Here is a 15,253-nt window from a genome sequence, read left to right on the forward strand (position 1 = left end):
ATCAAGCGCCCGCGCAGATCTATTGGTTCCACCAATTTCCATCCACGGGAGTAAAGCGTGCCGTTCGCCGGCCTGTCGTTGTGCGAATGCCTGTTCTTCCTCGGTCATGATCCGTTCACCGGCCGGGCCAGAGTCGGCCGGAATCTGCTTGACATCGGTCTGTCCGGCGCTGTTCTCGCAGATCTGCTGTTCCACCAGCGAATCACGTTGGACCACGGCACTGTGGTACTGACCGGACGTTACGACATCGGCGAGCCCGTTGCCGACCGCGCGTTGGCACTGGTGGTGGGCGAAACGGACCAACACGGTGCCCGCGACTGGGTGGAGTACCTCCGGGAACTGATCTTCGACTCCGTGGTGGAGACGTTGGCCGTTCGGCAATTGGTTACTCCAAAAGAGAAACGCGGCATGTTCAAGCTGACGCTGAGTTACCAGCCGACCGAACTGCGGATCGCGTCCGAGCCCCGCGCGCGGGTCCGGTCGGCCATGCTCGGCCGCACCACCTGCGACCTGCCGACCGCGGTCCTCGCCCACCTCGCGTGGACGATCGGCCTGGACGACATCTGCGACCCGGACCTGACCCGCCGGGAGGCGGCGGACTGGATCGAGCAGTCCCGGGCGAAGATCGTCGATCCGATGGCCGGTGTGCTGTCCGCAGTGGAGTCCGCGGTCGCCGCCGACGTGTACGGCGGCAACCGCGGCTAGTCCACAGTGGACCGATCCAGGTCTTCCAGCAGGGCGGCTGCCCGTTCGACGTCGTCGGTCAGCGGCCGGTCGTCCAGCCGTGGGTCGAGGACGCTTTTCGCCAGCTCGTAAGCCGTTCGTACCGGCAGGTCCACCACGTTCGCCTTACGCATCCGCAGCGCGCGGACCGCGGCGACCAGCTCACAGCCCAGGACGATCCGGTAGGCGTTGGCGACCCGTTTGGCCTGACGCGCCGCTTGGGTGGAGAACGACGCGTGGTCCTCCAGTCCGCGTGACACCACCGCTGTTCCCAGCGTCACGGGCAAGGCCGCCTGCCGCAACGCGGCCAACGCGTCGTGCGCCACGTACTCCAGGATCATCACGCCCGAACTGCCCGCCGGGCCGGACGCGAGGAACGCCGGCAGGTCCGTTTGATCCGGTTCGACCAGATCGCCCAGGCGGGCCGCGGACAACTCGGCCACCGAGTGCACAGTCGCCCGCGCGGTGTCCAACGCGACGGCCACGTACGCGGTGTGGAAGTTGGCGTTGTGGTAGATGTCGTTGTCCGACACGGAGATCATCGGGTTCTCCGCACTAGCGTTGATCTCCGTCGTGAGCACCTTTTCCAGGTACGCCACGGCATCCAGCGCCGGTCCCTGTACCTGCGGGAACGCCCGCAGCCCGTACGGGTCCTGGATCCGCCGCCCTGGCAGGGGCACCGCGGTCATTCCCAGCAGGCGACGCATCTCCGCGGCACACTCCACCTGCCCTGGATGGGGTTTCGCGGCGTGCACGGTCCGCGCGTACGGCTCAGGCGAGCCGCCGAGGGCGATGTACGACAGCGCGGCGACGGTGTGACTGGCATGCAACAGGTTCCGCAGCTCCACGGTCACCAGGACGGCGTCAGCGAGCGTGGCCGCGTTGCTCGACATGAACCCCAGTGCCTCGCCGGCGCCGAAATCGACCGGCTCGACGCCGCCAGTCGCCCACGGCCGTTCACCGACCAACGTCAACGCCGTCTCCGCCAGCGCCGTCAGATCACTGGTGCCGATGGCCCCAATCCTGTGCACGGTAGGCAAGGAGTTCGTGTTCAGCGCCGCCGCGACAGCGTTCAACACCCGCGGATGGACGCCTGCCCGTCCTGCCATGAGCTGATTGAGTCGGACCAACAGCATGGCCCGGACGACCTCGGCCGTCATGAGCTCGCCGACGCCACCGGCATGACTGCGCATCAACCGCAGCCCGTCCTCCGCCGACCCCGCAGTGACAACGCTCTTGTTCGCCCCGACACCGGTCGTGCGACCGTACACCGCACGGCGCACCACAGCTTCAAGCCCGAGCCGCCACGCGTCCTCAACGTGCGCCAGCGCCCCAGGGTCGACAGCGACGTGGACCTTCCCAGCCGCGAACGTGACCACGTCGTCACAACGCAACGACCCACCATTGAGGACGATGTCAGCCATGACGCCATTGTGCGTCATAAGCGGCGCGCTCCGCCTCTATTCCCGCACTGTGCTTCGCGGTCCACTCGACCATGCCCGTTCATCAGGTCCAGCGCGGCCGCTCGCTTTCGCCGGCAGCGCACTGGCCGTTTTCCTCCTCGCGCCGTTCTGGTGGTTCCCGTCGGCCGGGGACAGGGAACTCGACTGGACCGCCGGGCAACAACTGCTCGGCAACTCGTACTTCTTCGTCGCCATCGCCCTGCTGGTCACGGCAGCGGTCAGCACCACCATGTGGGCAGTGTCCCGTGCGGACCAGAGCGTCAGTTCACCACTGCCAGTGGCAATGCTGTCGGATGAACCGGAGCGGGCAGGTCCGAGGCGCCCGTGAGGTACGCGTCGACAGCGTTCGCCACCGACCGTCCCTCCGCGATCGCCCAAACGACGAGCGAGGCGCCGCGATGGGCGTCGCCGCAGACGAACACGCCAGGAGCCGAGGTCTGCCAGTCCGAACCGCACGCCAACGTTCCGCGTTTGGTCAGTGACAGCCCAAGGCCGTCCAGCAAAGGCATGTGCTCGACGCCGTCGAACCCGATCGCCAGCAACACCATGTCCGCCGGGATCGTGTCGACCTCGTCGGAGACTGGTGTCACCACACGGTTACCGGTCTCCGGGTCCCGTTCCACCCGTACCTTCTGCAACTCGACGGACCGCACGTGCCCGTCTGCGCCGACGAAACGCTTGACAGCGACGGCGAATCGTCGCTCACCGGCCTCCTCGTGCGCCGGGTACGTCCGCAGCACGACCGGCCACACCGGCCACGGTGAACGCTCGTCGTCCCGGGCGTCAGGCGGCTTGGGGTACTGGTCGAGCTGCGTCACGCTCAACGCGCCCTGGCGGGTCGCCGTGCCGTAGCAGTCCGCGCCCGTGTCGCCGCCGCCGATGATCAGGACGTGCTTGCCCTTGGCCGAGATCGGCGTGGGTCCGTCGCCCTCGCACTCGCGGTTGGCCGGGACCAGGTGGTCCATGGCCATGTGCACGCCGTCCAGGTCACGGCCGGGAATGTCCGGCGCGTCCCGGCCACGCAACGCGCCCACCGCGAGGACAACTGAGTCGAAGGACGCCCGGAGTTCGGCCACGGACAGTCCGCTGCCGCCGACCTCACAGCCTGTGACGAACTTCGTGCCCTCGGCCCGCAGTTGCGCGAGCCGGCGGTCCAGGACCTTCTTCTCCATCTTGAACTCGGGGATGCCGTAACGCAGCAGGCCGCCGAGCCGGTCGTCCCGTTCGAACACCGTGACCTCGTGGCCCGCCCGGGTGAGCTGCTGGGCGGCGGCGAGCCCGGCCGGGCCGGAGCCGACCACCGCCACCCGCTTGCCGGAAGCCACAGTGGACACCCGGGCGGCGACGTCCGAGTTCTCCCAGGCGACCTCGGCGATGGTCTCCTCGATCCGCTTGATCGTCACCGACCCGCCGGACTCCGGCGAAATGGCCAGCACACAGGCGGCCTCGCACGGCGCCGGGCACAGCTTCCCGGTGAACTCGGGGAAGTTGTTGGTGGCGTGCAGGCGTTCGCCGGCCAGCCGCCAGTCGCCGCGGCGGACCAGGTCGTTCCACTCCGGGATCAGGTTCCCCAGCGGGCAGCCGGCCGAACCGGAGTGGCAGAACGGGATGCCGCAGTCCATGCAGCGGGTCGCCTGCTTGCGGACCTGAGTGTCGCGTTCGGACGATGTCAGGTGCGCGTACACCTCGTGCCAGTCGCCGAGACGTTCGTCAGTCGGCCGCTTCGGCGCGTCCTTGCGTGGGTGGGACAGGAAGCCGTTCGGGTCAGCCACGGGACGCCTCCATCACTGCCTCGTCGACGTCACGGCCTTCCGCGCGGGCGATCCGGATCGCTTCGAGGACCCGTTGGTAGTCCCGCGGCATGACCTTGGTGAACGACGCGGACCGCCGAGGCCAGTCGCCGAGCAGCGACGCGGCCACCGCCGAACCGGCCAGTCTCTGGTGCCGGCCCACGACATCCCGCAGCCACGCCAGGTCGTCGGCGTTCGGCCGCTGCAACTCGACCATGTCCAGGTTCACGAGCGCGGGCCGTAGGTCGAGCACGTACGCGACCCCACCGGACATGCCTGCTGCCAGGTTGCGGCCGGTCGGGCCGAGCACCACGGCCCGGCCGCCGGTCATGTACTCGAACGCGTGATCGCCGACGCCTTCGGCGACGATCAACGCGCCCGAGTTGCGCACGCCGAACCGTTCCCCGACCCGGCCGCGCAGGAATATCTCGCCTGATGTCGCCCCGTAGCCGATCACGTTGCCCGCGATCACCTGGGCTTCGGCCGCGAACAACGCAGCCGGGTCGGGACGCGCGACGATCCGGCCGCCGGACAGGCCTTTGCCGACGTAGTCGTTCGCGTCGCCGACGAGGTCGAGCGTGATGCCCCGGGGAAGGAACGCGCCGAGCGACTGGCCCGCGGACCCGGTGAGCTTGATGTTGATCGTGTTGTCCGGCAGCCCGTCGCCGCCGTACCGCCGCGTCACCTCGGAGCCCAACAGCGTGCCCACGGTCCGGTTCACGTTGCGGACCGGCAGTTCCAGGCACAGCGGATGCGCGTCCTCCAGCGCCGCCTCGGACAGCTGGATCAGGGTGCGGTCCAGGGCGTGTTCAAGTCCATGGTCCTGTTCGCGGACCTTGCGGCGCGCGGTGTCGTACGGGTTTGCCGCCACCTCGAACACAGGTGTCAGGTCCAGCCCCTGGGCCTTCCAGTGCTTGACCGCGTGGTCGACGTCCAGCACCTCGGCGTGCCCGATCGCCTCGTCCAGCGTCCGGAACCCCAGCGCCGCCATGAGTTCCCGGACCTCGTTCGCGACGAAGTGGAAGTAGTTGACCACGTGCTCGGCCTGGCCGGTGTACCGCTTGCGCAACTCCGGGTTCTGCGTCGCCACGCCGACCGGACACGTGTCCAGATGGCACACCCGCATCATCACGCAGCCCATGACGATCAACGGTTCGGTGGCGAACCCGTACTCCTCGGCGCCGAGCAGCGCGGCGACCAGCACATCCCGGCCGGTCTTCATGCCGCCGTCGACCTGCACGGTGATCCGGTCCCGCAACCCGTTGAGCATCAGGGTCTGGTGGGTCTCGGCCAGGCCGATCTCCCACGGGGTACCCGCGTGCTTCAACGAGTTCAGCGGCGACGCGCCTGTCCCGCCGTCGTGCCCGGAGATCAGTACCACGTCCGCGTGCGCCTTGGCGACCCCGGCCGCGACCGTGCCGACGCCCAGTTCGCTGACCAGCTTGACGTGGATCCGGGCCTGCTCGTTGGCGTTCTTGAGGTCGTGGATCAGCTGCGCCAGATCCTCGATCGAGTAGATGTCGTGGTGCGGCGGCGGCGAGATGAGCCCGACGCCGGCGGTCGAGTGCCGGGTGCGGGCGATCCACGGGTACACCTTGTTCGGCGGCAACTGGCCGCCCTCGCCGGGTTTCGCGCCCTGCGCCATCTTGATCTGGATGTCGTCCGCGTTCACCAGGTACTCGCTGGTGACGCCGAACCGGCCGCTGGCGACCTGCTTGATCGCCGACCGGCGCTCACGGTCGTACAGGCGCTGCGCGTCCTCGCCGCCCTCACCGGTGTTCGAGCGGCCGCCGATCCGGTTCATCGCGATCGCGAGGGTCTCGTGCGCCTCGGCGGAGATCGAGCCGTACGACATCGCGCCCGTGTTGAACCGTTTGAGAATGGCCTCGATCGGCTCGACCTCGGCCAACGGCACCGGGGTGCGTTCGCCGATCCGCAGCCGGAACAGGCCGCGCAGCGCGCCGCCCTCCCGGTTGAGCCGTTCGACCTCGGCCACATACTGCTGGTAGACGGTGTCCTGGCGGGTCTTTGTGGCGTGCTGCAACAGGAACACCGTCTCCGGCGTGAACAGGTGCAGCTCGCCGTCACGGCGGTAGGCGTACTCGCCGCCGCTGTCCAGGCGCCGGTGGACGCGGTCGGTCGGGTTCTCCGGATGCGCCCGCCGGTGCCGCCACGCGGCCTCCTCGGCGATCACATCCAGGCCGACACCGCCCAGTTTGGACGACGTGCCGGTGAAGTACTCGGCCAGTACTTCGTTGGACAGGCCGAGAGCCTCGAAGACCTGGGCGGCGGTGTACGCGCCCACGGTCGAGATGCCCATCTTGGACATGATCTTCAGCACGCCCTTGACCAGGGCGGCGACGTAGTTGCGGATCGCCGTGCGGGATTCCAGCCCGGTGATCGCGCCCCGGTTGATCAGGTCCTCGATCGACTCGAACGCCAGGTACGGGTTGACCGCGGCGGCGCCGTACCCCAGCAGGAGCGCCACATGGTGGACCTCGCGCGCGTCGCCGCTCTCGACCACCAGCGCCACCCGCAGGCGCTCCTTCGTGCGCACCAAGTGGTGGTGCACGGCGGACACCAGCAGCAGCGACGGGATCGGCGCCATCCGGTGGTCCGAGTCGCGGTCCGACAGCACGAGCGTGCGCGCGCCGGCCGCGATGGCCTCGGACGCCTCCCGGCGGACCCGTTCGATCGCGTCGGCCAGCGCCGCACCGCCGCCGTCCACCTCGTACAGTCCGGAAAGGACGGTGCAGGCGAAGCCCGGCAGGTCGCCGTCGTCGTTGATGTGGATCAGCTTGGCGAGCTCGTCGTTGTCGATCACCGGGTACGGCAGCTGGATGTGCCGGCAGGACCGCGGGCCCGGGTCGAGCAGGTTCTGCTCCGGCCCCATGATCCGGGACACCGACGTGACGATCTCTTCCCGGATCGCGTCCAGCGGCGGGTTGGTGACCTGCGCGAAGTTCTGCTTGAAGTAGTCGTACAGCAGCCGGGAGCGCTGCGACAGCGCGGCCGGCGGTGTGTCCGTGCCCATCGAGCCGATCGGCTCGGCGCCCTTCGTCGCCATCGGGCCGAGCAGGATCTTCAGCTCCTCCTCGGTGTACCCGAAGGTCAGCTGGCGGCGCAGCACCGACTCGTGCGTCTGCACGACGTGCTCCCGGTTGGGCAGGTCGGCCAGCTCCAGCAGGCCCGCGTGCAGCCACTCGTCGTACGGCAGCTGCGCGGCCAGCTCGGACTTGATCTCGTCGTCGCCGACGATCCGGCCGGCCTCGGTGTCCACCAGGAACATCCGGCCGGGCTGCAGCCGGCCCTTGGCGATGATCTCGCCCGGCGGCACGTCCAGCACACCCGCCTCGCTGGCCAGCACCACCCGGTCGTCCGTGGTCCGCCACCAGCGGGCCGGACGCAGGCCGTTGCGGTCAAGGACCGCGCCGACGACCGTGCCGTCGGTGAACGTGACGCACGCCGGGCCGTCCCACGGCTCCATCAGGCTCGCGTGGAACTGGTAGAACGCGCGGCGGGCGGGGTCCATTGTGGTGTGGTTCTCCCACGCCTCCGGGATCATCATCAGCACCGCGTGCGGCAGCGCCCGGCCACCCAGGTGCAGCAGCTCCAGGACCTCGTCGAAGGACGCCGAGTCCGAGCCGTCCGGGTCGACGACCGGGTACAGCCTGGTCAGGTCGCCGGGCACCAGGTCGCTCGCCAGCAGGGCCTCACGGGCCCGCATCCGGTTGCGGTTGCCGCGAACCGTGTTGATCTCGCCGTTGTGGGCGACGTACCGGAACGGATGCGCCAGTGGCCACGACGGGAACGTGTTCGTGGAGAACCTGCTGTGCACCAACGCGATCGCGCTCTCCAACCGCTTGTCGGTGAGGTCGGGGAAGAACCTGGGCAGCTGCGTGGTGGTGAGCATCCCCTTGTACACCAAGGTCCGCGCGGACAACGACGGGAAGTACACGCCGATCCCGGCCGCCCGCGACTCGTGCTCGACGCGTTTGCGCAGGCAGAACGCCAACCGGTCCAGTTCCACCCCGACCGGGACGCGGCCGCCCTGGTCGGGCTGGCCGGCCACGAACAGCATGGCGAAATGCGGCATCACCGACCGCGCGGTCGGGCCCACGTCGGCCGCGTCCGGCGCCACCGGCACGTCCCGCCAGCCCAGCACGTCCAGGCTCTCCTCGGCGGCGATCCGCCCGACCAGCTCGACCGCCCGCTCCCGGGTCGCCGAATCCCTTGGCAGGAAAGCGATCCCGGCCGCGTACTCGCCGAACTCGGGCAGCTCGAACCCGGTCACCGCGCGCAGCAGCCGGTCCGGCAGGCCGACCAGGATCCCAGCGCCGTCGCCGCTGGTCGGCTCGGCCCCGGCGGCACCGCGGTGCTCCAGGTTGGCCAACGCCGTCAGACCATCCGAGACGATCCCGTGCGACCGGTGGCCCCGGATGTCGGCGACCATCGCCACACCACAAGAGTCCCGCTCTTCGGCAGGGTCGTACAGGCCACGCGGGCCTGGGATGGCGGAGAAGATCATGAGCAGACCTCCCTCGTCGTCCTCGCGCTCAGCTTTTTGCTTCTCTGGGCGCGGGACTCCGATGGCCCGCTGTTGTTGACGTGACCTTAACAGTCGAGAAACGCAAAGAACACTCTTGTCGAGTGAAATCGGGCGACCTAGGTAACGATTTGACTGATCGACACGATAAGGCGCCCTACGTCGTCGACTGCCCCGTCAGGCCAAGGATAACCGACGTACGGCTAACCTCGAAACAACACAAACCGCCTGGTAGACAGCCTGCCGTCGGGGGAACCCCGCGATGGTGACGCGCTGCAGGAGAGTCTCCGGCCGGACCTGCCCGACGTCAACTAGAACGTGTTACATTTTTCCGTATGATCCTTGATCGTTTCCAGCTCGACGGGAAGGTCGCGGTCGTCACCGGGTCCGGCCGCGGGATCGGCGCGGCGACCGCGGTGGCCCTCGCCCAAGCGGGCGCGAACGTGGTCATCTCGTCCCGGACAGCAACGCAGCTCGAGGACGTGGCGGCGCAAGTGTCCGCGACCGGCAGGGAGGCCGTCGCCGTGACCGCGGACCTCAGCGATCTCTCCGCGCCGGCCACACTCGTGGCGGCCGCCAGGGACACGTTCGGCCGGCTGGACATCGTGGTCAACAACGTGGGCGGCTCGATGCCCGCCCCGTTCCTGCACACCTCGGTCGCCGCCCTGGTCGAGGCGTTCCAGTTCAACGTGGCCACGGCACACGCCCTGAACCTGGCGGCGGTGCCGGTGCTGCTTGAGGGCGGCGGCGGGTCCATTGTGAACATCTCGTCCGCGATGGGACGCCTGACCGGACGCGGCTTTCTGGCGTACGGCACGGCAAAGGCGGCACTGGTCCACTACACGCGACTGGCCGCGATCGACCTGGCGCCACGGATCCGGGTGAACGCCATCGCGGTCGGCTCGGTGGCGACGTCCGCTTTGGACATCGTGCTGGGGAACGCGGAAATCAAGGCACGCATGGAACAGGCGACACCCATGAAGGTCATCGGCGAACCCGCGGACATCGCCGCAGCAATCGTGTACCTGACCAGCGACGCGGGGAAGTACGTCACCGGCAAGGTGCTTGAAGTCGACGGCGGCACCGAGCGTCCCACCCTGGACCTCGGCCTGGAGGACCTGTGACTCACCGGGTTGTATTGTGGAGCACGGGAAATGTGGGCCGGCACGCCCTCGCCGGCATCGCCGCGCACCCCTCGCTTGAACTTGTCGGTGTGTGGACGTCGACCCCATCGAAGGTGGGTGTGGACGCGGGTGAATTGGCGGGCATCGCGCCGGTCGGCGTCGCCGCGACGGACTCGGCCGCCGTGTTGATCGACCTGAAGCCGGACTGTGTCGTCTACACGGCCATGGCCGACGACCGGCTGTCCGAAGCGATCGAGGACCTATGCGGCTTCCTGCGCGCCGGTATCAACGTCGTTTCGAGCTGCCCGGTGTTCCTCCAGTTCCCCACCGACGTAGTGCCCGCCTCAGTGACCGATCCGATCGTCGCAGCGGCCCGGTCCGGCGGCGCGTCCCTGTGGGTGAACGGAATCGACCCGGGCTTCGCCAACGACATCCTGCCGCTCACCCTCACCTCGGTGAGCGAACGGATCGACGAGGTCCGCTGCCAGGAAATCCTGGACTACTCCACGTACGACAACGAAAAGGTCATCTTCGACATCATGGGCTTCGGCCGCCCCGGCACCCCACTGCTGCTGCAACCGGGGGTCCTGGCACTGGCCTGGGGCAGCGTCGTCCGCCAACTGGCCGCCGGCCTGGGCATCGACCTCGACACCGTCGAAGCCACCCACACCCAGGTCCCGGCACCGGAGACCTTCGCCATCGCTTCCGGCGTGATCCCCGAAGGCACACCGGCGGCCCTGCGTTTCGAGGTCGCCGGGATGTACCGAGGACGCCCGGTCTGCGTCCTGGAACACATCACCCGGCTCCGTCCCGACCTCGCCCCCGACTGGCCCCAACCGACCGGCCAAGGCTGCTACCGCGTCACAGTCACCGGAGAGCCCAACCTGACCCTGGACCTACAACTGATGGCATCCGACGGCGACCACAACACAGCCGGCCTGAAAGCCACGGCCATGCGCCTGGTGAACGCGATCCCCGCAGTCGTCGCTGCCCCACCCGGCCTACTCACCACCCTCGACCTCCCCCTGATCACCGGTCGCGGGCTCGTCTCATGACAAAGGCCGGGTCGTGGCGACCCGGCCTCTATTGTCCGAAACTCAGTCTTTCTTGGTCTCGGGCTTGGGTTCTTCCTCGTCCTTCGGTTCCTCTGGTTCGGGCGCGGTCGGGACCTTGGGCCGCTCCTCCGCGTCCTCAGCCTTGTCCTCGGCTTTGTCTTCCGCGGACCCACCAGGGAAGGGGACGAGTTGTTCGGCGTCCGGGATGCCTCGGAGTGCCACCAGATCCTCTCGGTCGCCCTTCTTGCGAGCCACCACGAAGTAGACGACCGCGCCGACGAACACCAGGATCGACACCCACACGTTGATGCGGACACCGAAGACCTGCGTGGCGTCGTCGCGGCGCATCAGCTCGATCCACGTCCGGCCGAGCGTGTAGCCGGCGACGTACAAGGCGAACGCGCGACCGTGACCAAGGCGCAGCCTGCGGTCCATGAGCACCACGAACAGGGCGACCAGCAGGTTCCAGATCAGCTCGTACAGGAACGTGGGGTGCACCGGGCTCTCCGGCAGCGGCACACCGGTCGAGATGCCGTTCAGCTGATCGGGCTGGCCGGTGTCCGGGTTGACCCGCTGGAACACCTCCATGCCCCATGGCAGGTCCGTGTGCGCGCCGTAGAGCTCCTGGTTGAAGTAGTTGCCGATGCGGCCGATCGCCTGGGCCACGACGATGCCCGGGGCGACCGCGTCCGCGAAGACCGGCAGCGGGATGCCTTTGCGACGGCAGCCCAGCAGGGCGCCGACCCCACCGAGCGCGATCGCGCCCCAGATGCCCAGGCCGCCCTGCCAGATGTACAGCGCCTCGACCGGGTTCTTGCCTGGCCCGAAGTAGCGCTGCCAGTCCGTGGCCACGTGGTAAAGGCGACCGCCCACCAGGCCGAACGGGACCGCGTACACCGCGATGTCGATGACTTCACCGGCTCGGCCACCCCTGGCCTGCAGGCGTTTCTCGCCCCACCAGATCGCCAGGATGATCCCGACGATGATGAACAGCGCGTACGCGCGAATCGGGACGGGCCCGATTTCCCACACGCCCCGGCTGGGGCTCGGGAAGCTGGCCAGAAAGGCTGTCGCTCCGGTCACAGGCGACACGGTAACGCTCCCCTCGAACGCACCTGCGACCGGTCCGGCCCTATGTCCCTTGGCCTGCCGGAACGGCCCGCACACCGGCAGCGAGTTCAGCGGTCAACGCACGTACTTCGTCGAGCCCCTGCGCGGCCTTCGTGACGAAGGCGGAGCCCACGATCACGGCGTCCGCGTACGCGGCCAACTCCGCGGCCTGCGCGCCTGAACGGACACCCAGGCCGACGCCGATCGGCAGCGATGTGTGCACACGCGCGCGTCGCACCAGGTCAGGCGCCATGGAGCCGACGGCGTCGCGTGCGCCCGTCACGCCCATCACCGACGCGGCGTACACGAATCCGCTGGCGGCCTCGACGGTCCGTACAATCCGCTCCTCGGTGGACGAGGGCGCGATCAGGAAGATCCGGTCCAGGTCGTGCGCGGTCGACGCCGCCGTCCACTCGTCGGCCTCGTCCGGAATCAGGTCCGGCGTGATGATGCCCAGGCCACCGGCCGCGGCCAGGTCACGAGCGAACGCGTCCACCCCGTAGCGGTAGACCGGGTTCCAGTACGTCATCACGACCGCGCGGCCACCCGCGGACGCGACCGACTCGACCACGCCGAACAGGTCCCGCAGCCGGAACCCGCCCTTCAGGGTCTGTTCGGCGGCGGCCTGGATGGTCGGTCCGTCCATCACCGGATCGGAGAACGGCACACCGACTTCGACCAGGTCACAGCCGGCGTCGACCATCGCGGCCAGAGCGTCCTTGGAGCCGTCCAGGGTGGGGTAGCCGGCGGGCAGGTAGCCGACGAGCGCGGCCCGGCCCTCGGCCCTGGTGCTCGCGAACAGCGGATCCAGCCGGCCCATCAGGCGTCCCCCTCCACCAGACCGAAGTACGCGGCCGCGGTGTCCATGTCCTTGTCGCCCCGACCGGACAGGCTGACCAGGATCACGCCGTCCTCGCCCAGCTCGTGACCGAGTTTGATGGCGCCGGCCAGCGCGTGCGCGGACTCGATCGCCGGGATGATGCCCTCGGTCCGGGACAGCAGCCGGAACGCCTGCATGGCCTCGTCGTCCGTGACCGACCGGTACTCGGCGCGGCCGGAGTCCTTCAGGAACGCGTGCTCCGGGCCGACACCGGGGTAGTCCAGGCCCGCGGAGATCGAGTACGCCTCGATGATCTGGCCGTCGTCGTCCTGCAGCAGGTACGACCGTGACCCGTGCAGCAGGCCGGGGGTGCCCTCGGACAGCGTGGCGCCGTGCTCACCGGACTCCACGCCGTGCCCGGCGGGCTCGAAGCCGACGAGCCGGACGGACGGGTCGTCGATGAAGCCGTGGAAGATGCCAATGGCGTTCGACCCGCCGCCGACACACGCGACGACGGCGTCCGGCAGCCGCCCGGCCTTCGCCAGCATCTGCTCACGTGCCTCGATGCCGATGATCCGGTGCAGGTTGCGCACCATCACCGGGAACGGGTGGGACGCGGCGGCCGTGCCGAGCAGGTAGTGCGTGGTGTCCACATTGGTCACCCAGTCGCGCAGGGCCTCGTTGATGGCGTCCTTCAGCGTCCGCGACCCGGTCTTCACCGGGATCACCTCGGCGCCGAGCAGCCGCATCCGGGCCACGTTCAACGCTTGGCGCTCGGTGTCGACCTCGCCCATGTAGACGACGCAGTCGAGACCGAGCAGGGCGCACGCGGTCGCGGTCGCCACGCCGTGCTGGCCCGCGCCGGTCTCCGCGATGACCCGCTTCTTGCCCATCCGTTTGGTGAGCAACGCCTGGCCCAGCACATTGTTGATCTTGTGTGACCCGGTGTGGTTGAGGTCCTCGCGCTTCAGCCAGATCCGTGCCCCACCGGCGTGCTCGGCGAACCTGGGGGCCTCGGTGAGCAGCGACGGCCGGCCGGCGAAGTCCCGCAGCAGGCGCTTCAACTCGGCCATGAACTCGGGATCCAGCCGGGCCTTGTCGTACTCGGCCGACAGTTCGTCCAGGGCCGGGATCAACGCCTCCGGGATGAACCGCCCGCCGTACGCGCCGAAGTAGCCGCGCGCGTCCGGGTCGTGCTCGTCGTGCTCGTGCCCGGTCACCTGGTCGGCAGTCATCGACTCGGCCTCGGGCACGCGGGGTGCGAACCGGCGGTCACCAACTTGGTCAGTGCCGCCTTCGGGTCGCCGCTGGTCACCAGGCTCTCGCCGACCAGCACGGCGTCCGCGCCGGCCCCCGCGTACGTCATCAGGTCGCCCGGACCGGTCACCCCGGACTCCGCGATCTTGACCGTCTCGAACGGCAGGCCCTGCGCCACCCGGGGGAACACCTCCCGGTCCACCTCAAGAGTGTGCAGGTCACGGGCGTTGACACCGATCACCGAGGCACCGGCCACGAGCGCCCGGTCGGCCTCTTCGATGGTGTGCACCTCCACCAGCGCGGTCATGCCCAGCGACTCGACCCGGTCCAACAGGCCGACCAGGGTGTTCTGGTCCAACGCGGCCACGATCAGCAGCACCAGGTCCGCGCCGTGCAGCCGAGCCTCGTGCACCTGGTACGGACTGACAATGAAGTCCTTGCGCAGCAACGGAATGTCCACAGCCGCGCGGACCGCGTCGAAGTCCGCGAGCGAGCCGCCGAACCGGCGCTGCTCAGTCAGCACACTGATCACCTTGGCGCCCGCCGCCTCGTAGTCCGCCGCGAGCACAGCGGGATCCGGGATCTCCGCCAACGTCCCCCTGGACGGACTGCGCCGCTTGACCTCCGCGATCACGCCGACGTCCGACGAACGCAGCGCGCTCATCACATCCTTGGGTGGAGCCACCTTCGCGGCCTGCTCCTTGAGGACGTCGAACGGAAGCAATGCCTCGCGGGCCGCGAGATCCTCACGAACACCGTCGATTATCGACTCGAGAACGCTCACCGCGTATGCCCCTTCCCGCCGCGTTGATGCTAACCCCGCACTGATACACAGCGGGGCACCGGGTCGGCCGTACACGCACAGCATGCGCGCGACAACGCAACGCCCGCGCGACACATCACTCCATCGTCGGGTCCTGTCCTTCGGACAGGGCACGCCACAACTCCTTCTCCGGGGTCTCGTTCGCCCTGGCCGCGGCCGGCGTCTGGTACCGAGCGCCCAACCTGGGCATCCGGTGCCCTGACCTGACCAGCACCACACCGGCCACCACCAGCGCCAACGCCGCCAACAGCGCCACCACACGAGCCCACAACCCGTGGCCGAGCCCGCCGTCCAGCCCAGCCCAACCGGCGGCCACCCCAGCCAGCACCACCACCCCGCCGACCACCCGCCGCGCCCAACCCGAAGTGGCCAACACCCCAGCGATCCCGGCCAACGCCAGCAGCGCCAACGGCACCAACGAGGTCGGCACCCCCCCACCCCACGACAGCCGCGACGAGCCCCACAACGCGGCCGAACCCACCAGCAACAACGCCGTCACGATCCACAGTGGACGCCGCCGATCCGCCACCCCACGCCGGCCG

General features: G+C 69.0%; 11 protein-coding genes. 3 read left to right on the forward strand and 8 right to left on the reverse strand.

Annotated elements, in window-relative coordinates; translation table 11 throughout:
- The first annotated feature begins 57 nt into the window (after positions 1-57).
- The gene (locus EV192_RS26360; protein ID WP_132120006.1) at positions 58-705 is read left to right on the forward strand and encodes a GOLPH3/VPS74 family protein; all 648 of its coding nucleotides are present in this window, start codon (positions 58-60) and stop codon (positions 703-705) included.
- Here EV192_RS26360 and EV192_RS26365 read toward each other — a convergent pair.
- The 3 genes from EV192_RS26365 to gltB form a co-directional block, all read right to left on the reverse strand.
- On the reverse strand, positions 702-2,147 hold the full coding sequence (locus EV192_RS26365; RefSeq protein ID WP_132120008.1) for an aromatic amino acid ammonia-lyase: 1,446 nt from the start codon (positions 2,145-2,147) through the stop codon (positions 702-704). The genes EV192_RS26360 and EV192_RS26365 overlap by 4 nt on opposite strands.
- Before the next feature lie 299 nt (positions 2,148-2,446).
- Positions 2,447-3,958, reverse strand: coding sequence for a glutamate synthase subunit beta (locus EV192_RS26370; protein WP_132120010.1), 1,512 nt, complete (start codon positions 3,956-3,958; stop codon positions 2,447-2,449).
- The gene (gltB, locus tag EV192_RS26375; RefSeq protein WP_132120012.1) at positions 3,951-8,504 is read right to left on the reverse strand and encodes a glutamate synthase large subunit; all 4,554 of its coding nucleotides are present in this window, start codon (positions 8,502-8,504) and stop codon (positions 3,951-3,953) included. Before gltB ends, EV192_RS26370 begins: the two co-directional genes overlap by 8 nt.
- Before the next feature lie 353 nt (positions 8,505-8,857).
- On the opposite strand from gltB, the gene EV192_RS26380 reads away from it, so the two are divergent.
- Together EV192_RS26380 and EV192_RS26385 are read left to right on the forward strand one after the other, a co-directional pair.
- Positions 8,858-9,646 (forward strand): SDR family oxidoreductase, encoded by a 789-nt coding sequence (locus EV192_RS26380; RefSeq protein ID WP_132120014.1) that lies wholly within the window; start codon positions 8,858-8,860, stop codon positions 9,644-9,646.
- Positions 9,643-10,701 (forward strand): NAD(P)H-dependent amine dehydrogenase family protein, encoded by a 1,059-nt coding sequence (locus EV192_RS26385; RefSeq protein WP_132120016.1) that lies wholly within the window; start codon positions 9,643-9,645, stop codon positions 10,699-10,701. The genes EV192_RS26380 and EV192_RS26385 overlap by 4 nt, the downstream gene beginning before the upstream one ends.
- Positions 10,702-10,743: 42 nt before the next feature.
- On the opposite strand, the gene lgt is transcribed toward EV192_RS26385, so the two are convergent.
- The 5 genes from lgt to EV192_RS26410 form a co-directional block, all read right to left on the reverse strand.
- Positions 10,744-11,784, reverse strand: a complete 1,041-nt coding sequence (gene lgt, locus EV192_RS26390) for a prolipoprotein diacylglyceryl transferase (protein WP_132120018.1) — start codon at positions 11,782-11,784, stop codon at positions 10,744-10,746.
- 49 nt (positions 11,785-11,833) lie between these two features.
- Entirely contained in the window at positions 11,834-12,631 is a 798-nt protein-coding gene (gene trpA / locus EV192_RS26395) for a tryptophan synthase subunit alpha (protein WP_132120020.1), read from the reverse strand.
- Positions 12,631-13,866 carry a tryptophan synthase subunit beta gene (gene trpB, locus EV192_RS26400; RefSeq protein ID WP_132120022.1) on the reverse strand — a complete coding sequence of 412 codons (1,236 nt, stop codon included), beginning with the start codon at positions 13,864-13,866 and terminating at the stop codon, positions 12,631-12,633. Before trpB ends, trpA begins: the two co-directional genes overlap by 1 nt.
- Positions 13,863-14,672 carry an indole-3-glycerol phosphate synthase TrpC gene (gene trpC, locus EV192_RS26405; protein ID WP_132120024.1) on the reverse strand — a complete coding sequence of 270 codons (810 nt, stop codon included), beginning with the start codon at positions 14,670-14,672 and terminating at the stop codon, positions 13,863-13,865. Before trpC ends, trpB begins: the two co-directional genes overlap by 4 nt.
- A 115-nt stretch (positions 14,673-14,787) precedes the next feature.
- Positions 14,788-15,210, reverse strand: a complete 423-nt coding sequence (locus EV192_RS26410) for a Trp biosynthesis-associated membrane protein (protein ID WP_341770900.1) — start codon at positions 15,208-15,210, stop codon at positions 14,788-14,790.
- Positions 15,211-15,253: the final 43 nt, after the last annotated feature.

Origin of the sequence: Actinocrispum wychmicini (assembly GCF_004345645.1) — a bacterium.
Lineage (GTDB): Bacteria > Actinomycetota > Actinomycetes > Mycobacteriales > Pseudonocardiaceae > Kibdelosporangium > Kibdelosporangium wychmicini.